Here is a 15,667-nt window from a genome sequence, read left to right on the forward strand (position 1 = left end):
TGGCCTGTCTTTTCTGGGGAGAACCTGACCAGTAACAACATATATTTCATTTTTGCGGTAATTTACGTGCTGTCAGAGCTTGTTTGTGGCATCTAGCCAGAAAAGACGGCGCTATATTTTCGCAGCGGTCGCAAGAGATTTGGAGTTCACATGACACGTCGTTATTTCGGAACCGATGGCATTCGCGGGCAATCCAACGTTTTTCCGATGACTCCGGATTTGGCCATGCGCGTGGGCATTGCCGTCGGTACGATCTTTCGGCGTGGCCATCACCGTCATCGTGTGGTCATCGGCAAGGATACGCGCCTTTCCGGCTATATGCTTGAAAACGCGCTGGTGGCCGGGTTTACCGCTGCGGGTCTCGATGTGTTCCTTCTTGGACCTATCCCGACGCCTGCCGTTGCCATGCTGACGCGTTCGCTGCGCGCCGATATCGGCGTGATGATCTCCGCTTCGCACAATCCTTTTTCTGATAATGGCATCAAGCTTTTCGGGCCGGATGGCTACAAGCTTTCCGATGAGCTGGAGCTGGAGATCGAAGATCTGCTCGATAAGGACATTTACGCGCAGTTGGCCAAGCCGCATGAGATCGGTCGCGCCAAGCGCGTCGATGGCGATATTTATCGCTATATCGAATTCGTGAAGCGCACGCTGCCGCGCGATGTGACGCTGAACGGTCTGCGGATCGCCATCGATTGCGCCAATGGTGCGGCTTACAAGGTGGCGCCTGCCGCACTTTGGGAGCTTGGTGCTGAAGTCGTGACCATCGGCAACGAGCCGAATGGTACGAACATCAATTTCGAATGCGGTTCCACTCATCCCGAAGCCTTGCAGAAGAAGGTACATGAGGTGCGGGCGGATATCGGTATCGCGCTGGATGGCGATGCGGACCGTGTCATCATCGTGGATGAGCGCGGCCAGATCGTGGATGGCGACCAGTTGATGGCGACGATTGGCGAGAGCTGGGCCGACGATAATATCCTGCGAGGCGGCGGTATCGTGGCCACCGTCATGTCCAATCTCGGCCTCGAGCGCTTCCTGGGTGACAAGGGCCTGACGCTTGCGCGCACCAAGGTTGGTGACCGCTATGTGGTGGAGCATATGCGCAACCATGATTTCAACGTGGGTGGTGAACAGTCCGGCCATATCGTTCTGTCGGACTATGGCACGACGGGCGACGGTCTCGTTGCAGCCCTTCAGGTTCTGGCGCGCGTCAAGCGCTCGGGTCGCACGGTCAGCGAGGTGTGCCGCAAGTTCGAGCCGGTGCCGCAATTGTTGAAGAACGTTCGCATTGCAGGCGGCAAGCCGCTGGAAAATCCGGTGGTGAAGCAGGCGATTGCCGATGCGGAGAGCGCGCTGGCGCAAAGGGGCCGTCTCGTCATCCGCCCATCCGGCACCGAACCTTTGATCCGCGTGATGGCGGAAGGTGACGACAGCGCGCAGGTGGAGCGGATCGTCAACGATCTCGTCGGCATCATTGCCAATGTGAAATCGGCGGCCTGATCAGCCGATCCAAAGCGGAACGGCCCACCCTAAGCATGTCGCGGTGAATCGCATTCAACGCGACCTTCTTTAATGTTGGGCGGGCTCACGCGATTTGCGGAATATTATCCAGCGTTTCCCGATGCAGGAAATGCGGAATCATGTCTTCATGGATCGGCTGTGAGAAGACGTATCCCTGAATGAGCTTGCCGCCGAGATTGCGGATGACGGAGAGTTCCGCCTCGGTCTCCACGCCTTCGACAATAGCATCCAGACCCATCTCCCGGCTGAGTGTCAGCACCGAGCGGACGATGTTATAGCTCGCGTCGTTCGTCTCGATATCGCGCACGAAACTGCGGTCGATCTTCAGCTTGGTCAGCGGCAGAGAGTGCAGTGAGGTGAGGCTGGAATAGCCGGTTCCGAAGTCATCCAGCGAGATGCCGCAGCCGATCTGTCTCAGCATTTCCACGGATTTGCGGGCCTGACGCGTGTCGTGAATGAAGGCGGTCTCGGTGATTTCGAGATCGAGCCGCGAGGCTTCGAAGCCGCTGTTTTCGATGATGGCGATGATCGCAATCGTTGCCTCGGCGCTATTGAGATCCTGTGCCGAGAGGTTGAAGGCGAGGCGCAAGTCCTGCGGCCAGTTTCGTGCCGCGTCCAGCGCCTTCTTCAGAAGCGGGCGCGTCAACATGCTGATGATGCCCGCCCGCTCCGCAATGGGGATGAATTGCGCAGGCGAGATGTGACCCAGACGGCTATTGTTCCAGCGCGCAAGTGCTTCGAAACCAACGGTGCGGCTGGTCACAATGTCGAGGATCGGCTGGAAAAGTACCGATAGTTCTTCTGTGAGATTGGCCTGTTTCAGGGCCTGTTCTATCCGCGCGTCCCGGTGGATTTCCGCCACATGGCGAGAGGTGAACAGGGTACTCGTGCCACGCTTTTCCCGCTTGCCGTGATAGAGCGCATAATCCGCGTGATCGAAAAGTTCTTCGGGCGTTGCCGCCATATCCGGAAAAACCGTGATGCCGATCGAGCCGGAAATCATGATGGTCGCATCCGGGGTGATGAAGGGCGTGCGCAGCCTTGCACAGATGCGGTTTCCCTCTGCGATCAGCTTGTTCTCATCCACGGCTTCGGAAACGATGAAAGCAAATTCATCGCCGCCGAGGCGGGCCAGAAACAGGTCCTGCGCTTTCGACAGGCTCTCCAGCCGTTGCCCGACCTCGACCAGCAGCCGATCCCCGGCGGAATGACCATAGAGATCGTTGACCGGCTTGAAGCCATCCAGATCGATGACGCCGACGGCCAGTCGCTTGTTTTGCTCCACGGCCTGTTTGAAGGAGGTTTCGAGATGATGGAAGAAGGCGCGGCGATTGGGCAGGCCCGTCAGGCTATCGATGTTCGCAAGGCGCAGGTTTTCGTTGCTGAGCGCTTCCGTTTTCTGCTGGGCGAGTACCATCCGTTCGAAATTGTCGTAATTGATCATCAGCACGGCCAGCATGCCGAAGCAGACCAGCAGGATATTGATGGCAATGGCGACGAAGGTCGGATGACCGGTCAGCGTAAAGAAGACGATGAAGGTGCCGTTGACGATGGCTGTGACGATGAGCGCGGCCGAGCGCAGATGCATGAGGCAGAAAATGCAGGAAATGACGGTAATCGACATATAGAAGGCGATATGCGATTTCTGAAACGCATCGCCATAAGGGTAAAGAAGATAGGACCATGTGGTGAAGGCCAGCGCGATGCCGACCGCCAGACGGTTCGTGCGCTTCATGGCGGCATAGGCCTGCTGGGCTGTTGGCTGAACATTGCGCGAGCGCCACCAGAAGATCATGCGCGTTGCGCTTAAAAGCGTGAACAGGCAAGGCACGGTCATGGTCAGCCAGGCGGGTGCCACGGCTTTATGCGTGATTGCCAACGCCCAGGTACTCGACATCAAAATGAAATACATCATCGGCATCTGCCGACAGAAAGCACGATATTGTGCTTTTAGAAGCTCCGGATTTTCGTCTGAAACCCGTATGAAATCTGTGATGTTTTTCAAACCGATATTGTTCAATGAAATATACTCGGAAAGAGGTTGCGGCAATTCTCGTTCGCGTTCTCCATGATCGGCGTGCATATGCCGAGGCTTGAAACACGGTGTGGAGCTTCCGGGTATTCAAGGTGGAGTTGCCGCTGGATGATCATTTTCGATAGATGGAAGAGGAATTTATTCTTCTTTTCCGTCGTCTATGACCGATCTATACTGATCATAGGCTAACATTGTTGCGATTGATAAAATAATGATAGCTAATAAAATATTATTCTACTTTAGCCCGCTGGTTGCGTTTTGAGGCCGCACACCCGGTTATGTCCGGCTTTGGGACGGGTGACATTTTGCGCGCAGAGAGCCGCAGCATAACCGGCATTAGCAAAGTATTCATTTTATTTGTTAGCAAAGCCGGGTGGATTAAAAAGAATTTTAATCGTCATTTAACCATTTTCATTCAGGTTTCGTAAGTGAAGAATTCACAGGTCTACGCCGGGGAGCGCGTAAGGCCGCTTATGGAGCCAACCACTATGAAGAAGAGCCTGATCGGTGTCGTCGCCGTCTTGATGGCAGGTCAACATGCCTTCGCCGCTGATGTTTATCAGCCAGCACCAGCCGCGTTCGAAGCCGCACCAGAAATTCAGGTTCAGGAAGCCAGCGGCTGGTACCTTCGTGGTGATGTTGGATATTCTTTCAACAAGGCACGTAGCTTTGAGTTCAGCCGTGCGACCGGCGGTACGCCTGCGCTTGAGACGGTCCACTCCAGCAGCACCTCGATGAAGGACAGCTTCCTCGTCGGTGCCGGTGTCGGTTACCAGATCAACAACTACCTGCGCACTGACCTGACGTTCGACTATATGGCCAAGTCCAATTTTCGTGGAACGGGCCCTGCGGCCGGTGGTGGCACGGACGATTTCCGTACATCCGTGCGTGCATACAGCCTCTTGGCAAACGCCTATGTCGACCTTGGAACATATGGTCGCTTTACGCCATATCTCGGTGCCGGTATCGGTGGCGCTTATGTGAAGTGGGATAATCTGAAGCTCGCAAATTCCTGCGGCGGCGCTGATTGCGAATGGGGCGGAAAAGGCGACTGGCGCTTTGCATATGCTCTGATGGCGGGTGCATCCATCGACGTTACCTGTAACCTCAAGGCCGATGTCGGCTATCGTTTCCGCCAGATCGGCAGCGGCGAGATGTTTGGTATCGGTTCCGGCGGCAACTCCGGCAACGGTCGTAGCAAGGGCATCACTTCGCACGAAGTGCGTGTCGGTGGCCGCTACGTCTTCAACGGTTGCGATACCGCCCAGTACATGCCGCCAGCAGATATTCCGCTGCAGCCAGCTGTTTACAAGTAATCGTCACAGAGACGGTCTAAAAATCCAACCGCTCGTATCCTTCCGGATGCGGGCGGTTTTGCTTTGCAGATCAGCTATCGGTGGCGCAGACGGACCAAGATTCTTTTTGGCTGCGACATATTCCGCTTGACTGTGACGGGGCACAGGAATAGCAACGGCGTCAGGACACCTCTCCCTAACGAGAGGCGCCTATCTGAAAGGGTAGTCAAATGACAGATATAGTGAAGCCGGACGTCCGTCCGGGCAATACGCATTTCTCTTCTGGTCCCTGCTCGAAGCGTCCCGGTTGGTCGCTAGAAGCTCTCGCCGATGCACCGCTTGGTCGTTCGCATCGCGCCAAGGTTGGCAAAGCCAAGCTGAAGCAGGCCATCGACCTCACTCGTGAAATTCTGAACGTTCCTGCCGATTATCGTATCGGTATCGTTCCTGCATCCGACACCGGTGCCGTTGAGATGGCCCTCTGGTCGCTGCTCGGTGAACGCGGCGTCGATATGGTGGCGTGGGAAAGCTTCGGTGCCGGTTGGGTGACCGATGTCGTCAAGCAGCTGAAGCTGAAGGACGTGCGCAAGATCGAAGCCGATTACGGCGTTCTTCCAGACCTTTCCACAATCGATTTCGATCGTGATGTGGTCTTTACCTGGAACGGCACCACCTCTGGTGTTCGCGTTCCCAATGCAGATTTCATTCCGGCTGATCGCAAGGGCCTGACCATTTGCGACGCCACCTCTGCCGCATTCGCGCAGGATCTCGATTTCGCCAAGCTGGATGTCACCACCTTCTCCTGGCAGAAGGTTCTGGGCGGCGAGGGTGGCCATGGTGTCATCATTCTTTCGCCACGCGCCGTAGAGCGTCTGACGACTTATGTTCCTGCTTGGCCGCTGCCGAAGATTTTCCGCATGACATCCGGCGGCAAGTTGATCGAAGGTATCTTCACCGGCGAAACCATCAACACGCCGTCCATGCTCTGCGTCGAAGACTATATCGATGCGCTGGTATGGGCGAAAAACCTCGGTGGCCTCAACGCCCTGATGGCGCGTGCCGATGCCAACGCGAAGGTCATCTTCGACTTCGTGGCCGAGCATAACTGGATCGCCAATCTGGCGGTTGTCGATGAGACGCGCTCCAACACCTCCGTCTGCCTCAAGATCGTTTGCCGCGATGTTGCAGCGCTTGATGCGGCCGCGCAGGCCGATTTCGCCAAGGGCATGGTTTCCCTTCTCGAAAAGGAAAATGTCGCGCTCGATATCGGTGCTTACCGCGATGCGCCTTCCGGCCTTCGCATCTGGGCCGGTGCAACCATCGAAACGGCTGATATGCAGGCCGTCATGCCCTGGCTGAAGTGGGCATTTGAAACGCAGAAGGCTGCGACTTTCAAGGCTGCTGCCTGATCTATTCCGGCCCTGCCACGGCAGGGCCGACCATGCCTCATTCTCAAGACTGAACCCTTTTCAAGGAGCCCACACCATGGCACCTCGCGTACTCGTATCTGACGAACTGTCGGAAACCGCCGTCCAGATTTTCCGCGATCGCGGCGTCGAAGTCGATTTCCAGCCGAAACTCGGCAAGGACAAGGATAAGCTGGCCGAAATCATCGGCAATTACGATGGTCTGGCCATCCGTTCCGCTACCAAGGCGACGGAAAAGCTGATCGAAGCTGCGACCAACCTCAAGGTCATCGGCCGCGCCGGTATCGGCGTCGACAATGTGGATATTCCTGCCGCTTCGCGTCGCGGTATCATCGTCATGAACACGCCTTTCGGCAACTCGATCACGACCGCTGAACACGCCATTGCGCTGATGTTTGCGGTTGCTCGCCAGCTTCCTGCTGCTGATGCCTCCACGCAGGAAGGCAAGTGGGAAAAGTCGAAGTTCATGGGTGTCGAAATCACCGGCAAGACGCTCGGCGTTATCGGCGCGGGCAATATTGGCGGCATCGTCTGCTCGCGTGCCCTTGGCCTGAAGATGAATGTTCTTGCCTACGACCCCTTCCTTTCTCCAGAGCGCGCGCAGGAAATGGGCGTAACGAAGGTCGAACTGGACGAGCTGCTGGCGCAGGCCGATTTCATCACGCTTCACGTTCCGATGACGGACAAGACGCGCGGCATTCTGGGCAAGGAAAACCTTGCCAAGACCAAGCCCGGCGTTCGCATCATCAACTGCGCCCGTGGCGGTCTGGTGGATGAGGCGGCTCTGGCCGAAGCCATCAAGTCCGGCCATGTTGCCGGTGCCGGTTTCGACGTGTTCGAAGTCGAGCCTGCAACGGAAAGCCCACTGTTTGGCCTGCCGAATGTCGTCTGCACGCCGCATCTTGGTGCTTCCACCACGGAAGCACAGGAAAACGTGGCACTTCAGGTTGCCGAGCAGATGTCGGATTACCTCGTAAAGGGTGCCGTTTCCAACGCCATCAACATGCCTTCGATCACTGCTGACGAGGCGCCGCGCCTGAAGCCATTCATCAAGCTGGCAGACGTTCTCGGCTCCTTCGTCGGTCAGGTGCAGGAAAGCGCCACCAAGGAAATCGAAATCCTGTACGACGGCGCAACCGCCAACATGAACACCAAGGCGCTGACATCGGCGCTGCTGGCCGGTCTCATCCGTCCACAGGTGGCCGATGTGAACATGGTTTCCGCGCCTGTCATGATCAAGGAAAAGGGCGTCATCCTTTCCGAAGTCAAGCGCGACAAGACCGGCGTTTACGACGGCTTCATCAAACTGACGGTCAAGACCGAAAATCAGGTTCGCTCGGTTGCCGGCACGGTGTTTTCGGATGGCAAGGCACGCTTCATCCAGATCAAGAACATCAACATGGATGCCGATGTCGGTCAGCACATGATCTACATCACCAACACAGACGTTCCCGGCATGATCGGCTTCATGGGCACAACGCTCGGTGAGGCCGGCGTCAACATCGCCAACTTCCAGCTGGGCCGCGAAGCCAATGGCGGCGATGCCATTGCGCTTCTCTATGTCGATGGTCCGGTTTCCGAAGACGTTCTGGACAAGCTGCGCGCCAATCCGGCCATCCGTCAGGTCAAGCCGCTGACGTTCAACGTCGACTAAAATCAGCCGTTTTCGGTATCGATCTTACAGCCCGGCGCAGACATGGTTTGCGCCGGGTTTTTTGTGTTTGCACAGAGGAATTTATCTATGGTTGCATATCACGAAAAATTTTATGCCATCTCCCTAAAAATGATGATCCATAGTTGCTATATCGACGTCACAAAATGCCGCTCAATGGGAGGGCGGCTCAACAGGAGATGACAATGTTTGCTGCCATAAGGCGCTTTAAAGGTTTGTTCGCGGTTGCCGCTTTGGGGATCGCGGTCTCATTCGTGGCTGTGGATATGGCGGAAGCACGTCGCGCAAGCGGTGGTCTCGGCAGCCGTGGCACGCGCACCTTTTCGGCTCCGCCTGCAACAAGCACGGCGCCGGGCCAGGCCGCGCCGATCAATCGTAGCATGACGCCGAATACCAATCAGGCAACGCCGGGCACATCTCAGGCAGCACGCCCCGGCGCGCAGGCTCCTCAGCAGGGCCGTGGCATGTTTGGCGGCATGATGGGTGGTCTCATGGGCGGCCTGTTGATGGGCGGTCTGTTCGGCATGCTGATGGGCAGCGGCTTTGGCGGTATGGCCGGTTTCTTCGGCATGCTGTTGCAGGTGCTGCTGATCGGTGGCCTGGTGATGCTTGCCATGCGCTTTTTCGCATCGCGCCGTCAGGGCCAGCCCGCTTTCGGTGGCGCCTCCGGCTCCAACAATGCCCGCAACGATTATTCGCAGCAGGGCAATAATCAGGGCTCGGGACAGGGCGGCATGGGCGGCTTCAAGATTCCGCAGATGGGCTCAAAGGCCGGTTCGTTCGGTGGTGCTGCCGCAGCGGCAGCCGCGCCCGTGGCAGCCAAGCCGGTTCCGCATGCAAACGCCATGTCGGAAGGCGATGAAATCGGCGTGACGCAGGGTGACCTCGAAACATTCCAGCACATGCTGGAAAAGGTGCAGGCAGCCTATGGCGCGGAAGATTATGGCTCGCTGCGCAAGCTCACTACGCCGGAAGCGATGTCCTACCTTGCTGAGGAACTCAGCGACAATGCCACCAGCGGCGTCAAGAACGATGTTCGCGGTGTTACTCTGCTGCAAGGCGATGTGGCTGAGGCCTGGCACGAGGAAGGTCAGGATTACGCGACGGTTGCCATGCGCTATTCCGCAATCGACGTGATGCGCGACCGCAGCACGGGCAAGGTGATCGAAGGCAACGAGAACAAGCCGGAAGAATCGGTCGAGATGTGGACCTTTGTCCGCAAGGACGGTTCCGAGTGGCAGGTGGCTGCGATTCAGGCGGCTGCTTAACAGTCTAGGCTCAGGCCCTATTAATTAATCATCCTTTCCAATTTGACGATCTTTTGATTCACTCATGGTAGGAGGACTTGCCATGAGTGATTTGTTTTTGCTGACGCCATCTCAGTTCAACCGCATCCGGCCCTATTTCCCTCTTGCCCACGGCATCGAGCGCGTGGATGATCTGAGGGTCGTGAGCGGCATCATTTACGCGTTGAAACATGGACTTCAATGGAAGGATGCGCCGAAGGAATACGGTCCACATAAGACGCTTTATAACCGGTTCGTCCGCTGGAGCAGGCTCGGCGTCTTCAACCGAATCTTCGAGGCACTTGCGGGGAAGGCAGGTCAACCCGACAGGCTGATGATCGATGCCACCCATTTGAAAGCCCATCGCACCGCAGCCAGCCTGCTAAAAAAGGGGCTCTTTCCCGCTGCATCGGACGAACGAAAGGCGGCCTGAATTCCAAGCTACACGCTGTCACCGACGGCTTGGGACGGCCCTTGCTGTTTTTCCTCACTCAGGGTCAGGCCAGCGACTATCAGGGTGCCCGGCACCTGCTTGATCGCCTACCCAAAGCCAAGGAATTACTGGCAGATCGTGGTTACGACGCCGACTGGTTCCGCAATGGATTGAAAGACAAAGGCATTTCACCCTGCATCCCACCACGTAAGAAGCGACGCAACCCGGCCCACTACGACAAAGTCCTCTATAGGCAAAGATATCGTATCGAGAACATGTTTGGTAGGATCAAGGATTGGAGGCGCATCGCCACCCGATACGACCGATGCGCTCACACCTTCCTATCCGCAATCCTCATCGCAGCAACTTGCTGCTACTGGCTCGATTAATGAGTCCTGAGCCTAGCCAGTAATCGCCGCCGGTCGGCTGCAAGCGGCAATTCTTGAACAGGCTGTAAGACCTGAAATTAATTTGAAAAAAGTTGATGGCGTCGAGTTTTCTCGGCGCCATTTTCGTTAAGGCGCTCAATCTCCTGGTGAGCAGGCGATCTGGCGGGGGCTGCTGCTGTGGCCAGTGAGCGGCGTCGCTTCAGCACCTTTTTCTCGCCATTTTTCATTCATCCGGCATTCAGTTGCCTACTCCTAGTTAGGTTTTGCACACGTCAATGTGAGAGCAGCAATCGTTGCAAAATGCTCTCCTAAGCGGAACTCCCGCCGGAAAACCGCGTTGACAACCCAGATTTCGGCCACAGTTTCGGGCTGAACCCGAGCAAGGAAAGAGGTGACCGGGCAGAGCGCGGTCCGCGGAATGGAGAACTATCGAGATGAAACGCTTCGACCTGATCGACGGGATGCGCGGTTACTTCCTCGTCTTTATGTTGATCAACCATCTGGTATTCGCCGGCGGCTTCTGGCTTGTTGAAATCAACCACCGCCAGTTCGCTTTCGTGGAAGATGCGCAGGGCTTCGTGTTCCTGTCCGGCCTGCTGATCGGCATGGTCTATGCGCGCAAGATGGTGAAATACGGCTATGAGAATGGCCGGGACCTCATCTGGAGCCGGGCACTCGAGCTTTACAAATACGCGATGGGCCTTGTGATTGCGGTGCTGTTCGCCCGCATGGTCATCCCGCATGCGCCTTATATCTGGTACAACTGGCTCGGCATGACGTCCTTCGACGATCCATTGCGTCTTGCGGCCATCGCTACCTTCCTCTTCCAGCCCACTTTCATGGATATTCTACCGCAGTATATCGTCTACATGATTTTTGCGCCCTTCCTGGTAAAACTCTGCCTCGATGGCAAGTGGGCTTACGTCATGGCCGGTTCGCTTCTGGTGTGGATGGCTGGCCAGCTGGGTCTCCAGCAGCTGTTCACCACGCCTATGAATGAGATCGTGAAGGGTGCGGACGAGCAGGGCATTCGTGTCAGCTTCAATCTGTTCGGCTGGCAGCTGGTTTTCTACACGGCGCTCGTGTTGGGTGCGATGACGGCTCAGAACCGTATTCCGTGGACCAAGATCTTTTCGCCGCAGCGCAGCTGGATTGCCAAGGCCGCGTTGATCGTCTGCCTGTTCTTCGTGCCGCTGCGTATCGCAACCGCCTGGAACCTTATGCCGGAATTCATGCTGGGCAAGTTCTCCACCATGGAAATCCGTGCCGACTTCGGTCCCGTCTATCTCATCAACTTCCTGGCCGTCGGTGTTGGCCTCACATGGTTGATCATCGCTGGTCCGAAGCATCATAACCCCATCGTGCAGAAGTTTGCTACCGGTGTGATCTGGGTGCTGTCGCTGAAGTTCCTCCAGCTGCTCGGTCGCCATTCGCTGCAGGTCTATGTCTGGCACGTCGCAATCGTCTACGGCATCTACTATCTGGATGGTCGCACCGCGGAGTTGACCCAGTTGCAGAAGACGGTGATTGCCGCTGTGGGTATTGCCATGCTCTCCATCCCGGCCCTGTGGCGGGAGCGCGACAAGTGGCTGGGCGACAGTCAGAAGACTGCGGGCGCCTGATCCAGACATGACGTTCAAACTTTAAGTACAGGGCGGCGCAAACCGCCCTGTACTTGCGTTTTTCGGCATTTCTTTCTATATGCAGCGCTTGAAAATCTGGACGGTTCCCCTTGGTGAACACGGATTTGACGACAGGCGGCGGGGCCTTTACCCCCGTTATGACTGACGATTGGAAAAAACTTGAATACGCTCGACTTTGACAAGAAGCCGGAAGACACCCGGGTTGTCGTCGCCATGTCCGGTGGCGTGGATTCCTCCGTAGTTGCGGGAATTCTGAAAAGAGAGGGCTATGATGTCCTCGGCATCACGCTTCAGCTTTACGACCATGGCGCTGCCGTGCACCGCGCGGGCTCCTGCTGCGCTGGACAGGATATCGATGACGCGCGCCGGGTTTGCGAAACGCTTGGCATTCCGCATTATGTTCTTGATTACGAAGCGCGTTTCCGCGAGACCGTGATCAATCCCTTCGCGGAAGCCTATGCGATGGGCGAAACGCCCGTGCCCTGCGTTGCCTGTAACCAGACGGTCAAGTTTGCCGATCTCTTGGCGACCGCTCAGGAACTTGGCGCAGATGCGCTGGCGACCGGCCACTATATCCGCTCCCGCCTCAACCCGGTGCCGGGCCATCCGAACCGGCGTGCGCTCTATCGCCCTATCGATAGCGACCGTGACCAGAGCTGGTTCCTGTTTGCGACCACACAGGAACAGATCGATTATCTGCGCTTTCCGCTGGGTGGTCTCTCCAAGGCCGAAACGCGCGAACTTGCGGAAGAGATGGGTCTCGTTGTCGCCAAGAAGGCCGATAGTCAGGACATCTGTTTCGTGCCGCAGGGCAAATATACCGATATCATCAACAAGCTGAAGCCGAATGCGGCTCTTGTAGGCGATATCGTCCATCTGGATGGCCGGGTGCTGGGTCGCCACGATGGTATCGTTCATTACACGATTGGCCAGCGCCGTGGCATAGGTGTTGCAACGGGCGAGCCGCTCTATGTCGTCCATCTGGACGCCAGAGGCCGCCGCGTGATTGTCGGCCCGCGAGAGGCGCTGGAAACGCATCGCGTTTATCTGCGTGACATGAACTGGCTGGGTGACGGTGCGCTGGACATCGATGCCAAAGACGGCTTCTCCTGCTTCGCCAAGGTGCGCTCCACGCGCCCGCCAGCCGAGGCTATGCTTTATTGCGATGAAAAGGGCATTTACGTCGATCTTTCCGTCGGCGAAGCGGGTATTGCACCGGGCCAAGCCTGCGTCCTCTATTCCGCGCCCGGTGCCGATGCACGCGTTTATGGCGGCGGTTTCATCGACCGATCCGAGCGTTCGGTAGAGGCCGAAGCATCTCTGAAAGCCTTGCTCACCGGTCCCGTCGCCGCCTGAAGCGAGCGGGCGTGAAGCACGCTGTAGAAAGACGACTTTTTGCGCATGTTGCGCTTGACACTTTAGGGAGCGGCACCTTATAAGCCGCTCATCCTGATGGAACGGGCGGTCACAAAACTGTCACGTGCCTCTGTGGCGGGGTAGCTCAGGTGGTTAGAGCAGCGGAATCATAATCCGCGTGTCGGGGGTTCAAGTCCCTCTCCCGCTACCACTACCACAAAATCCGATCATTCTTCTCTTATTTGCACAAAGCGCAAACCAAGCGCTCTTCCACTCAGCATGTTTTGTTGCCAGTTGGCTGACGAGTAAACGCTTGCCGAAAGACCGGCAAGCGTTTGGATTGTTTGCGTCGCGCAGCTATTCAGACTAAGGTCGGCCTAAAAGCTATCGTTTACCGGAACAACGTCAGCAGGTTGCTGGAATAGGAATTCGCTATGGACAGCGACTGGATTGCCAGTTGCTGCTGGCTTTGCAGGGCTGAGAGCTTGGCGGAGGCTTCCTCCATGTCCGTATCCACCAGGCGGCTGATGCCGGATTCGAGGGTGTCGCTCAGCTTGGCTGCGAAATTGCTGCTTCGTTCCAGATGGGAAGAGATCGAGCCGAGATCCGTTGCCATGTTCGTCATCTGTTTGGTCATGGCATCGACCGTATTCAGCATGTCGTTCAGTTCATCGCTGGTCGTCTCGTCGTCTATTGTCAGTTCCACGGCTGAAGATGGGGCCGTTGCGCCGGGAATGATGATGTAATTCTGTGCCGAGCCTACCGCCACTGCAAAGGCTTCGCTCGAAAGGATGCCGTATTCGCCGGAGCCGCCATTATCGACGAAATACTGGACGTTCGTGTCCGTGCGCGGTTGCGGCAGATTGATCTCGTAGGTCGTGTGGCCGAGCTGGACTGAGCCGTCTGAATTGCGGATGAAGGAGCTTATCAACTGCTTGTCGGGAGAATCCTTTGGCGTATTCCACGATAGCCAGTTCTCGCCGTTGAAGGACGCTGCCTGCAAAACAGCTTTCAACTGATTCTTCAGCCCGGTGATGTCCTCGTTCAGCTTTTCCCGGTCTGCGGCGGGTTCTCCGGCGGTGACGAGTTTGCTCTTGATTTCGGACATCACCTCGATAGACGAGTCGGCGGCAGCATAAGTCGTGTCGATCACCGCGGAGCTGAGCGCCAGAACATCCTGCACGGCATTGATTGCCTTGTTGTCCGACTTCATCGTGGTGGCAATTGCCCAATAGGCGACGTTGTCCGAGGAAGTTTGAACGCGAAGCCCGGAGGATATCTGGTCCTGTGTTTCGCCGAGCTGACTATTGGTCAGGCGCAATGTTTGGAGCGCAGTCATCGCCCCCGTATTTGTGAGAATACTGGTCATTCTAAAACTCTAACGATACTGGGAAAGCGGCGCTTCATGCGCGAATCTAATATAGATACAACCGGCAATCAGTAAAATTTTAGTAAAGTGACTTTGGTCAACTTTCGCAGTTTTCATCACAAAATTGTCTAGTGAATTCAGCTTCATAAATTGCATTTCCTAATACTCTAAAACTGGTTCTCAGTACCGAAATGGAGGATATATAAATAAACGCTTCTGTTGTGCACCCGTTGAATGGCAACCAATGTCACGCAGCGTACAGAGCCAATTGTTGGTTGCTCTGCCGTGTTTCCTGCGTATACGTGGATACCTACCGCCCGATACGCGCCTCCTGCTTCACGGAATACAAGGTTTAATGTTAGAGTACTCTAATGAAATGCAGGGGAACAAATGTTCCCTCAGGTCAGTTTTCTTCGCAAGCTATCAATTCTTCGATCTAAACTATCTTGGTGAGGGCACGACCAAGGGCTGGAGGGGGTAATGGATTGTCCGGACGGCAGAGCAATTAGGGAAACCGGGTATTACACTTGGGACATTCTGGAAAATCTCGTATGTCTCGATAAGGTTTGTGCCGCTATATTTGAGTTTTCTGAAATGGAAGGTGCTGAGGGTCTTCCAATCGAGGCCTTCATCGAAAAGATCGCGCCATCAGATCGCGAGAAGATTGCCAAGGCTATTCATGACTGCCTTCTGGATGGGACGCTCTACCACGAGGAATATCCTCTCGTCCTCCAGAGCGGTGCCATGCGCTGGGTTCGCGTCGATGGCAGGATGGTCTATGATGAGCAGGGCGATCCTGTGAGAGGGATCGGCAGCATGATGGATGTGACCGTGGAGCGTCTGCTGACGTCTGGCCTGACACGGCAATAGTTTCCGGAAAAAGCGGGCGTCCGCATTAAGCGGCGCCCGGTGTTTTTATTACGATCAGTGCCAAGTCTGGCGGTCGTACCAAGTGTCGACGTCGGTCTTTACCCGGTCCTTCTCGATGCCATAGCGCTCTTGAATCTTGCCTTCGAGCTGGTCTCGCTTGCCTGCGATCTGGTCGAGATCGTCATCGGTGAGTTTACCCCACTGTTCTTTGATCTTGCCCTTGACCTGCTTCCAGTTTCCTTCAACTCGGTTCCAGTCCATTGATATGTCTCCTTGTTTCCAGACAATCGAATAACGGTTGGATAAAGACGAAGTTCCAAGAATTTAGTCATTGATAAATCGCGAAAATCGGATTCGACATCTGATTC

General features: G+C 56.0%; 12 protein-coding genes and 1 tRNA gene. 10 read left to right on the forward strand and 3 right to left on the reverse strand.

The genetic code is table 11. The annotated features are described in order from the left end of the window. Positions 1-150 precede the first annotated feature (150 nt). A complete protein-coding gene (glmM, locus tag CFBP5473_RS03590; protein ID WP_027676535.1) occupies positions 151-1,503 on the forward strand; it encodes a phosphoglucosamine mutase in 1,353 nt (450 codons plus the stop codon). Positions 1,504-1,588: 85 nt separating this feature from the next. On the opposite strand, the gene CFBP5473_RS03595 is transcribed toward glmM, so the two are convergent. Beyond that, positions 1,589-3,439, reverse strand: coding sequence for a putative bifunctional diguanylate cyclase/phosphodiesterase (locus CFBP5473_RS03595; protein ID WP_106389445.1), 1,851 nt, complete (start codon positions 3,437-3,439; stop codon positions 1,589-1,591). Between the two features lie 608 nt (positions 3,440-4,047). Between CFBP5473_RS03595 and CFBP5473_RS03600 the strand changes: the two genes are divergently transcribed. The 8 genes from CFBP5473_RS03600 to CFBP5473_RS03635 all read left to right on the forward strand — a co-directional run bounded on the left by CFBP5473_RS03600 (position 4,048) and on the right by CFBP5473_RS03635 (position 13,271). Beyond that, positions 4,048-4,875, forward strand: a complete 828-nt coding sequence (locus tag CFBP5473_RS03600; protein ID WP_027676536.1) for an outer membrane protein — start codon at positions 4,048-4,050, stop codon at positions 4,873-4,875. A gap of 209 nt (positions 4,876-5,084) precedes the next feature. After that, on the forward strand, positions 5,085-6,263 hold the full coding sequence (locus CFBP5473_RS03605; RefSeq protein ID WP_027676537.1) for a phosphoserine transaminase: 1,179 nt from the start codon (positions 5,085-5,087) through the stop codon (positions 6,261-6,263). Between the two features lie 76 nt (positions 6,264-6,339). Then, entirely contained in the window at positions 6,340-7,935 is a 1,596-nt protein-coding gene (gene serA / locus CFBP5473_RS03610) for a phosphoglycerate dehydrogenase (RefSeq protein WP_027676538.1), read from the forward strand. 203 nt (positions 7,936-8,138) lie between these two features. Beyond that, positions 8,139-9,221: a Tim44 domain-containing protein gene (locus CFBP5473_RS03615; protein WP_027676539.1), complete on the forward strand. Its 1,083-nt coding sequence runs from the start codon at positions 8,139-8,141 to the stop codon at positions 9,219-9,221. Positions 9,222-9,303: 82 nt separating this feature from the next. After that, a protein-coding gene (locus CFBP5473_RS03620) for an IS5 family transposase (RefSeq protein WP_169696872.1) occupies positions 9,304-10,061 on the forward strand; the annotation gives its coding sequence in 2 pieces (ribosomal slippage) (positions 9,304-9,637 and positions 9,637-10,061; 759 coding nt in all). Between the two features lie 434 nt (positions 10,062-10,495). Beyond that, on the forward strand, positions 10,496-11,683 hold the full coding sequence (locus CFBP5473_RS03625) for an OpgC family protein (RefSeq protein ID WP_027676577.1): 1,188 nt from the start codon (positions 10,496-10,498) through the stop codon (positions 11,681-11,683). Positions 11,684-11,863: 180 nt separating this feature from the next. Then, positions 11,864-13,060 carry a tRNA 2-thiouridine(34) synthase MnmA gene (gene mnmA, locus CFBP5473_RS03630; RefSeq protein WP_027676578.1) on the forward strand — a complete coding sequence of 399 codons (1,197 nt, stop codon included), beginning with the start codon at positions 11,864-11,866 and terminating at the stop codon, positions 13,058-13,060. A 134-nt stretch (positions 13,061-13,194) separates the two neighbouring features. Further along, a tRNA-Met gene (locus CFBP5473_RS03635) sits at positions 13,195-13,271 on the forward strand. A gap of 180 nt (positions 13,272-13,451) precedes the next feature. On the opposite strand, the gene CFBP5473_RS03640 is transcribed toward CFBP5473_RS03635, so the two are convergent. Further along, positions 13,452-14,429 carry a flagellin N-terminal helical domain-containing protein gene (locus tag CFBP5473_RS03640; RefSeq protein WP_027676579.1) on the reverse strand — a complete coding sequence of 326 codons (978 nt, stop codon included), beginning with the start codon at positions 14,427-14,429 and terminating at the stop codon, positions 13,452-13,454. Positions 14,430-14,909: 480 nt separating this feature from the next. On the opposite strand from CFBP5473_RS03640, the gene CFBP5473_RS03645 reads away from it, so the two are divergent. Continuing rightward, positions 14,910-15,299, forward strand: coding sequence for a PAS domain-containing protein (locus tag CFBP5473_RS03645; protein ID WP_037171509.1), 390 nt, complete (start codon positions 14,910-14,912; stop codon positions 15,297-15,299). A gap of 54 nt (positions 15,300-15,353) precedes the next feature. Here the strand turns inward: CFBP5473_RS03645 and CFBP5473_RS03650 are convergent, their stop codons facing one another. Beyond that, positions 15,354-15,560, reverse strand: coding sequence for a CsbD family protein (locus CFBP5473_RS03650; protein WP_027676581.1), 207 nt, complete (start codon positions 15,558-15,560; stop codon positions 15,354-15,356). Between the last annotated feature and the right edge of the window lie 107 nt (positions 15,561-15,667).

The organism is Agrobacterium larrymoorei, assembly GCF_005145045.1.
Classification (GTDB): domain Bacteria; phylum Pseudomonadota; class Alphaproteobacteria; order Rhizobiales; family Rhizobiaceae; genus Agrobacterium; species Agrobacterium larrymoorei.

Excerpts from the sequence above, each read along its gene's own strand:
- glmM (WP_027676535.1), top strand. The coding sequence starts at position 151 with ATGACACGTCGTTATTTCGGAACCGATGGCATTCGCGGGCAATCCAAC.
- CFBP5473_RS03595 (WP_106389445.1), bottom strand. The coding sequence starts at position 3,439 with ATGATGTATTTCATTTTGATGTCGAGTACCTGGGCGTTGGCAATCACG.
- CFBP5473_RS03600 (WP_027676536.1), top strand. The coding sequence starts at position 4,048 with ATGAAGAAGAGCCTGATCGGTGTCGTCGCCGTCTTGATGGCAGGTCAA.
- CFBP5473_RS03605 (WP_027676537.1), top strand. The coding sequence starts at position 5,085 with ATGACAGATATAGTGAAGCCGGACGTCCGTCCGGGCAATACGCATTTC.
- serA (WP_027676538.1), top strand. The coding sequence starts at position 6,340 with ATGGCACCTCGCGTACTCGTATCTGACGAACTGTCGGAAACCGCCGTC.
- CFBP5473_RS03615 (WP_027676539.1), top strand. The coding sequence starts at position 8,139 with ATGTTTGCTGCCATAAGGCGCTTTAAAGGTTTGTTCGCGGTTGCCGCT.
- CFBP5473_RS03625 (WP_027676577.1), top strand. The coding sequence starts at position 10,496 with ATGAAACGCTTCGACCTGATCGACGGGATGCGCGGTTACTTCCTCGTC.
- CFBP5473_RS03640 (WP_027676579.1), bottom strand. The coding sequence starts at position 14,429 with ATGACCAGTATTCTCACAAATACGGGGGCGATGACTGCGCTCCAAACA.
- CFBP5473_RS03645 (WP_037171509.1), top strand. The coding sequence starts at position 14,910 with ATGGATTGTCCGGACGGCAGAGCAATTAGGGAAACCGGGTATTACACT.
- CFBP5473_RS03650 (WP_027676581.1), bottom strand. The coding sequence starts at position 15,560 with ATGGACTGGAACCGAGTTGAAGGAAACTGGAAGCAGGTCAAGGGCAAG.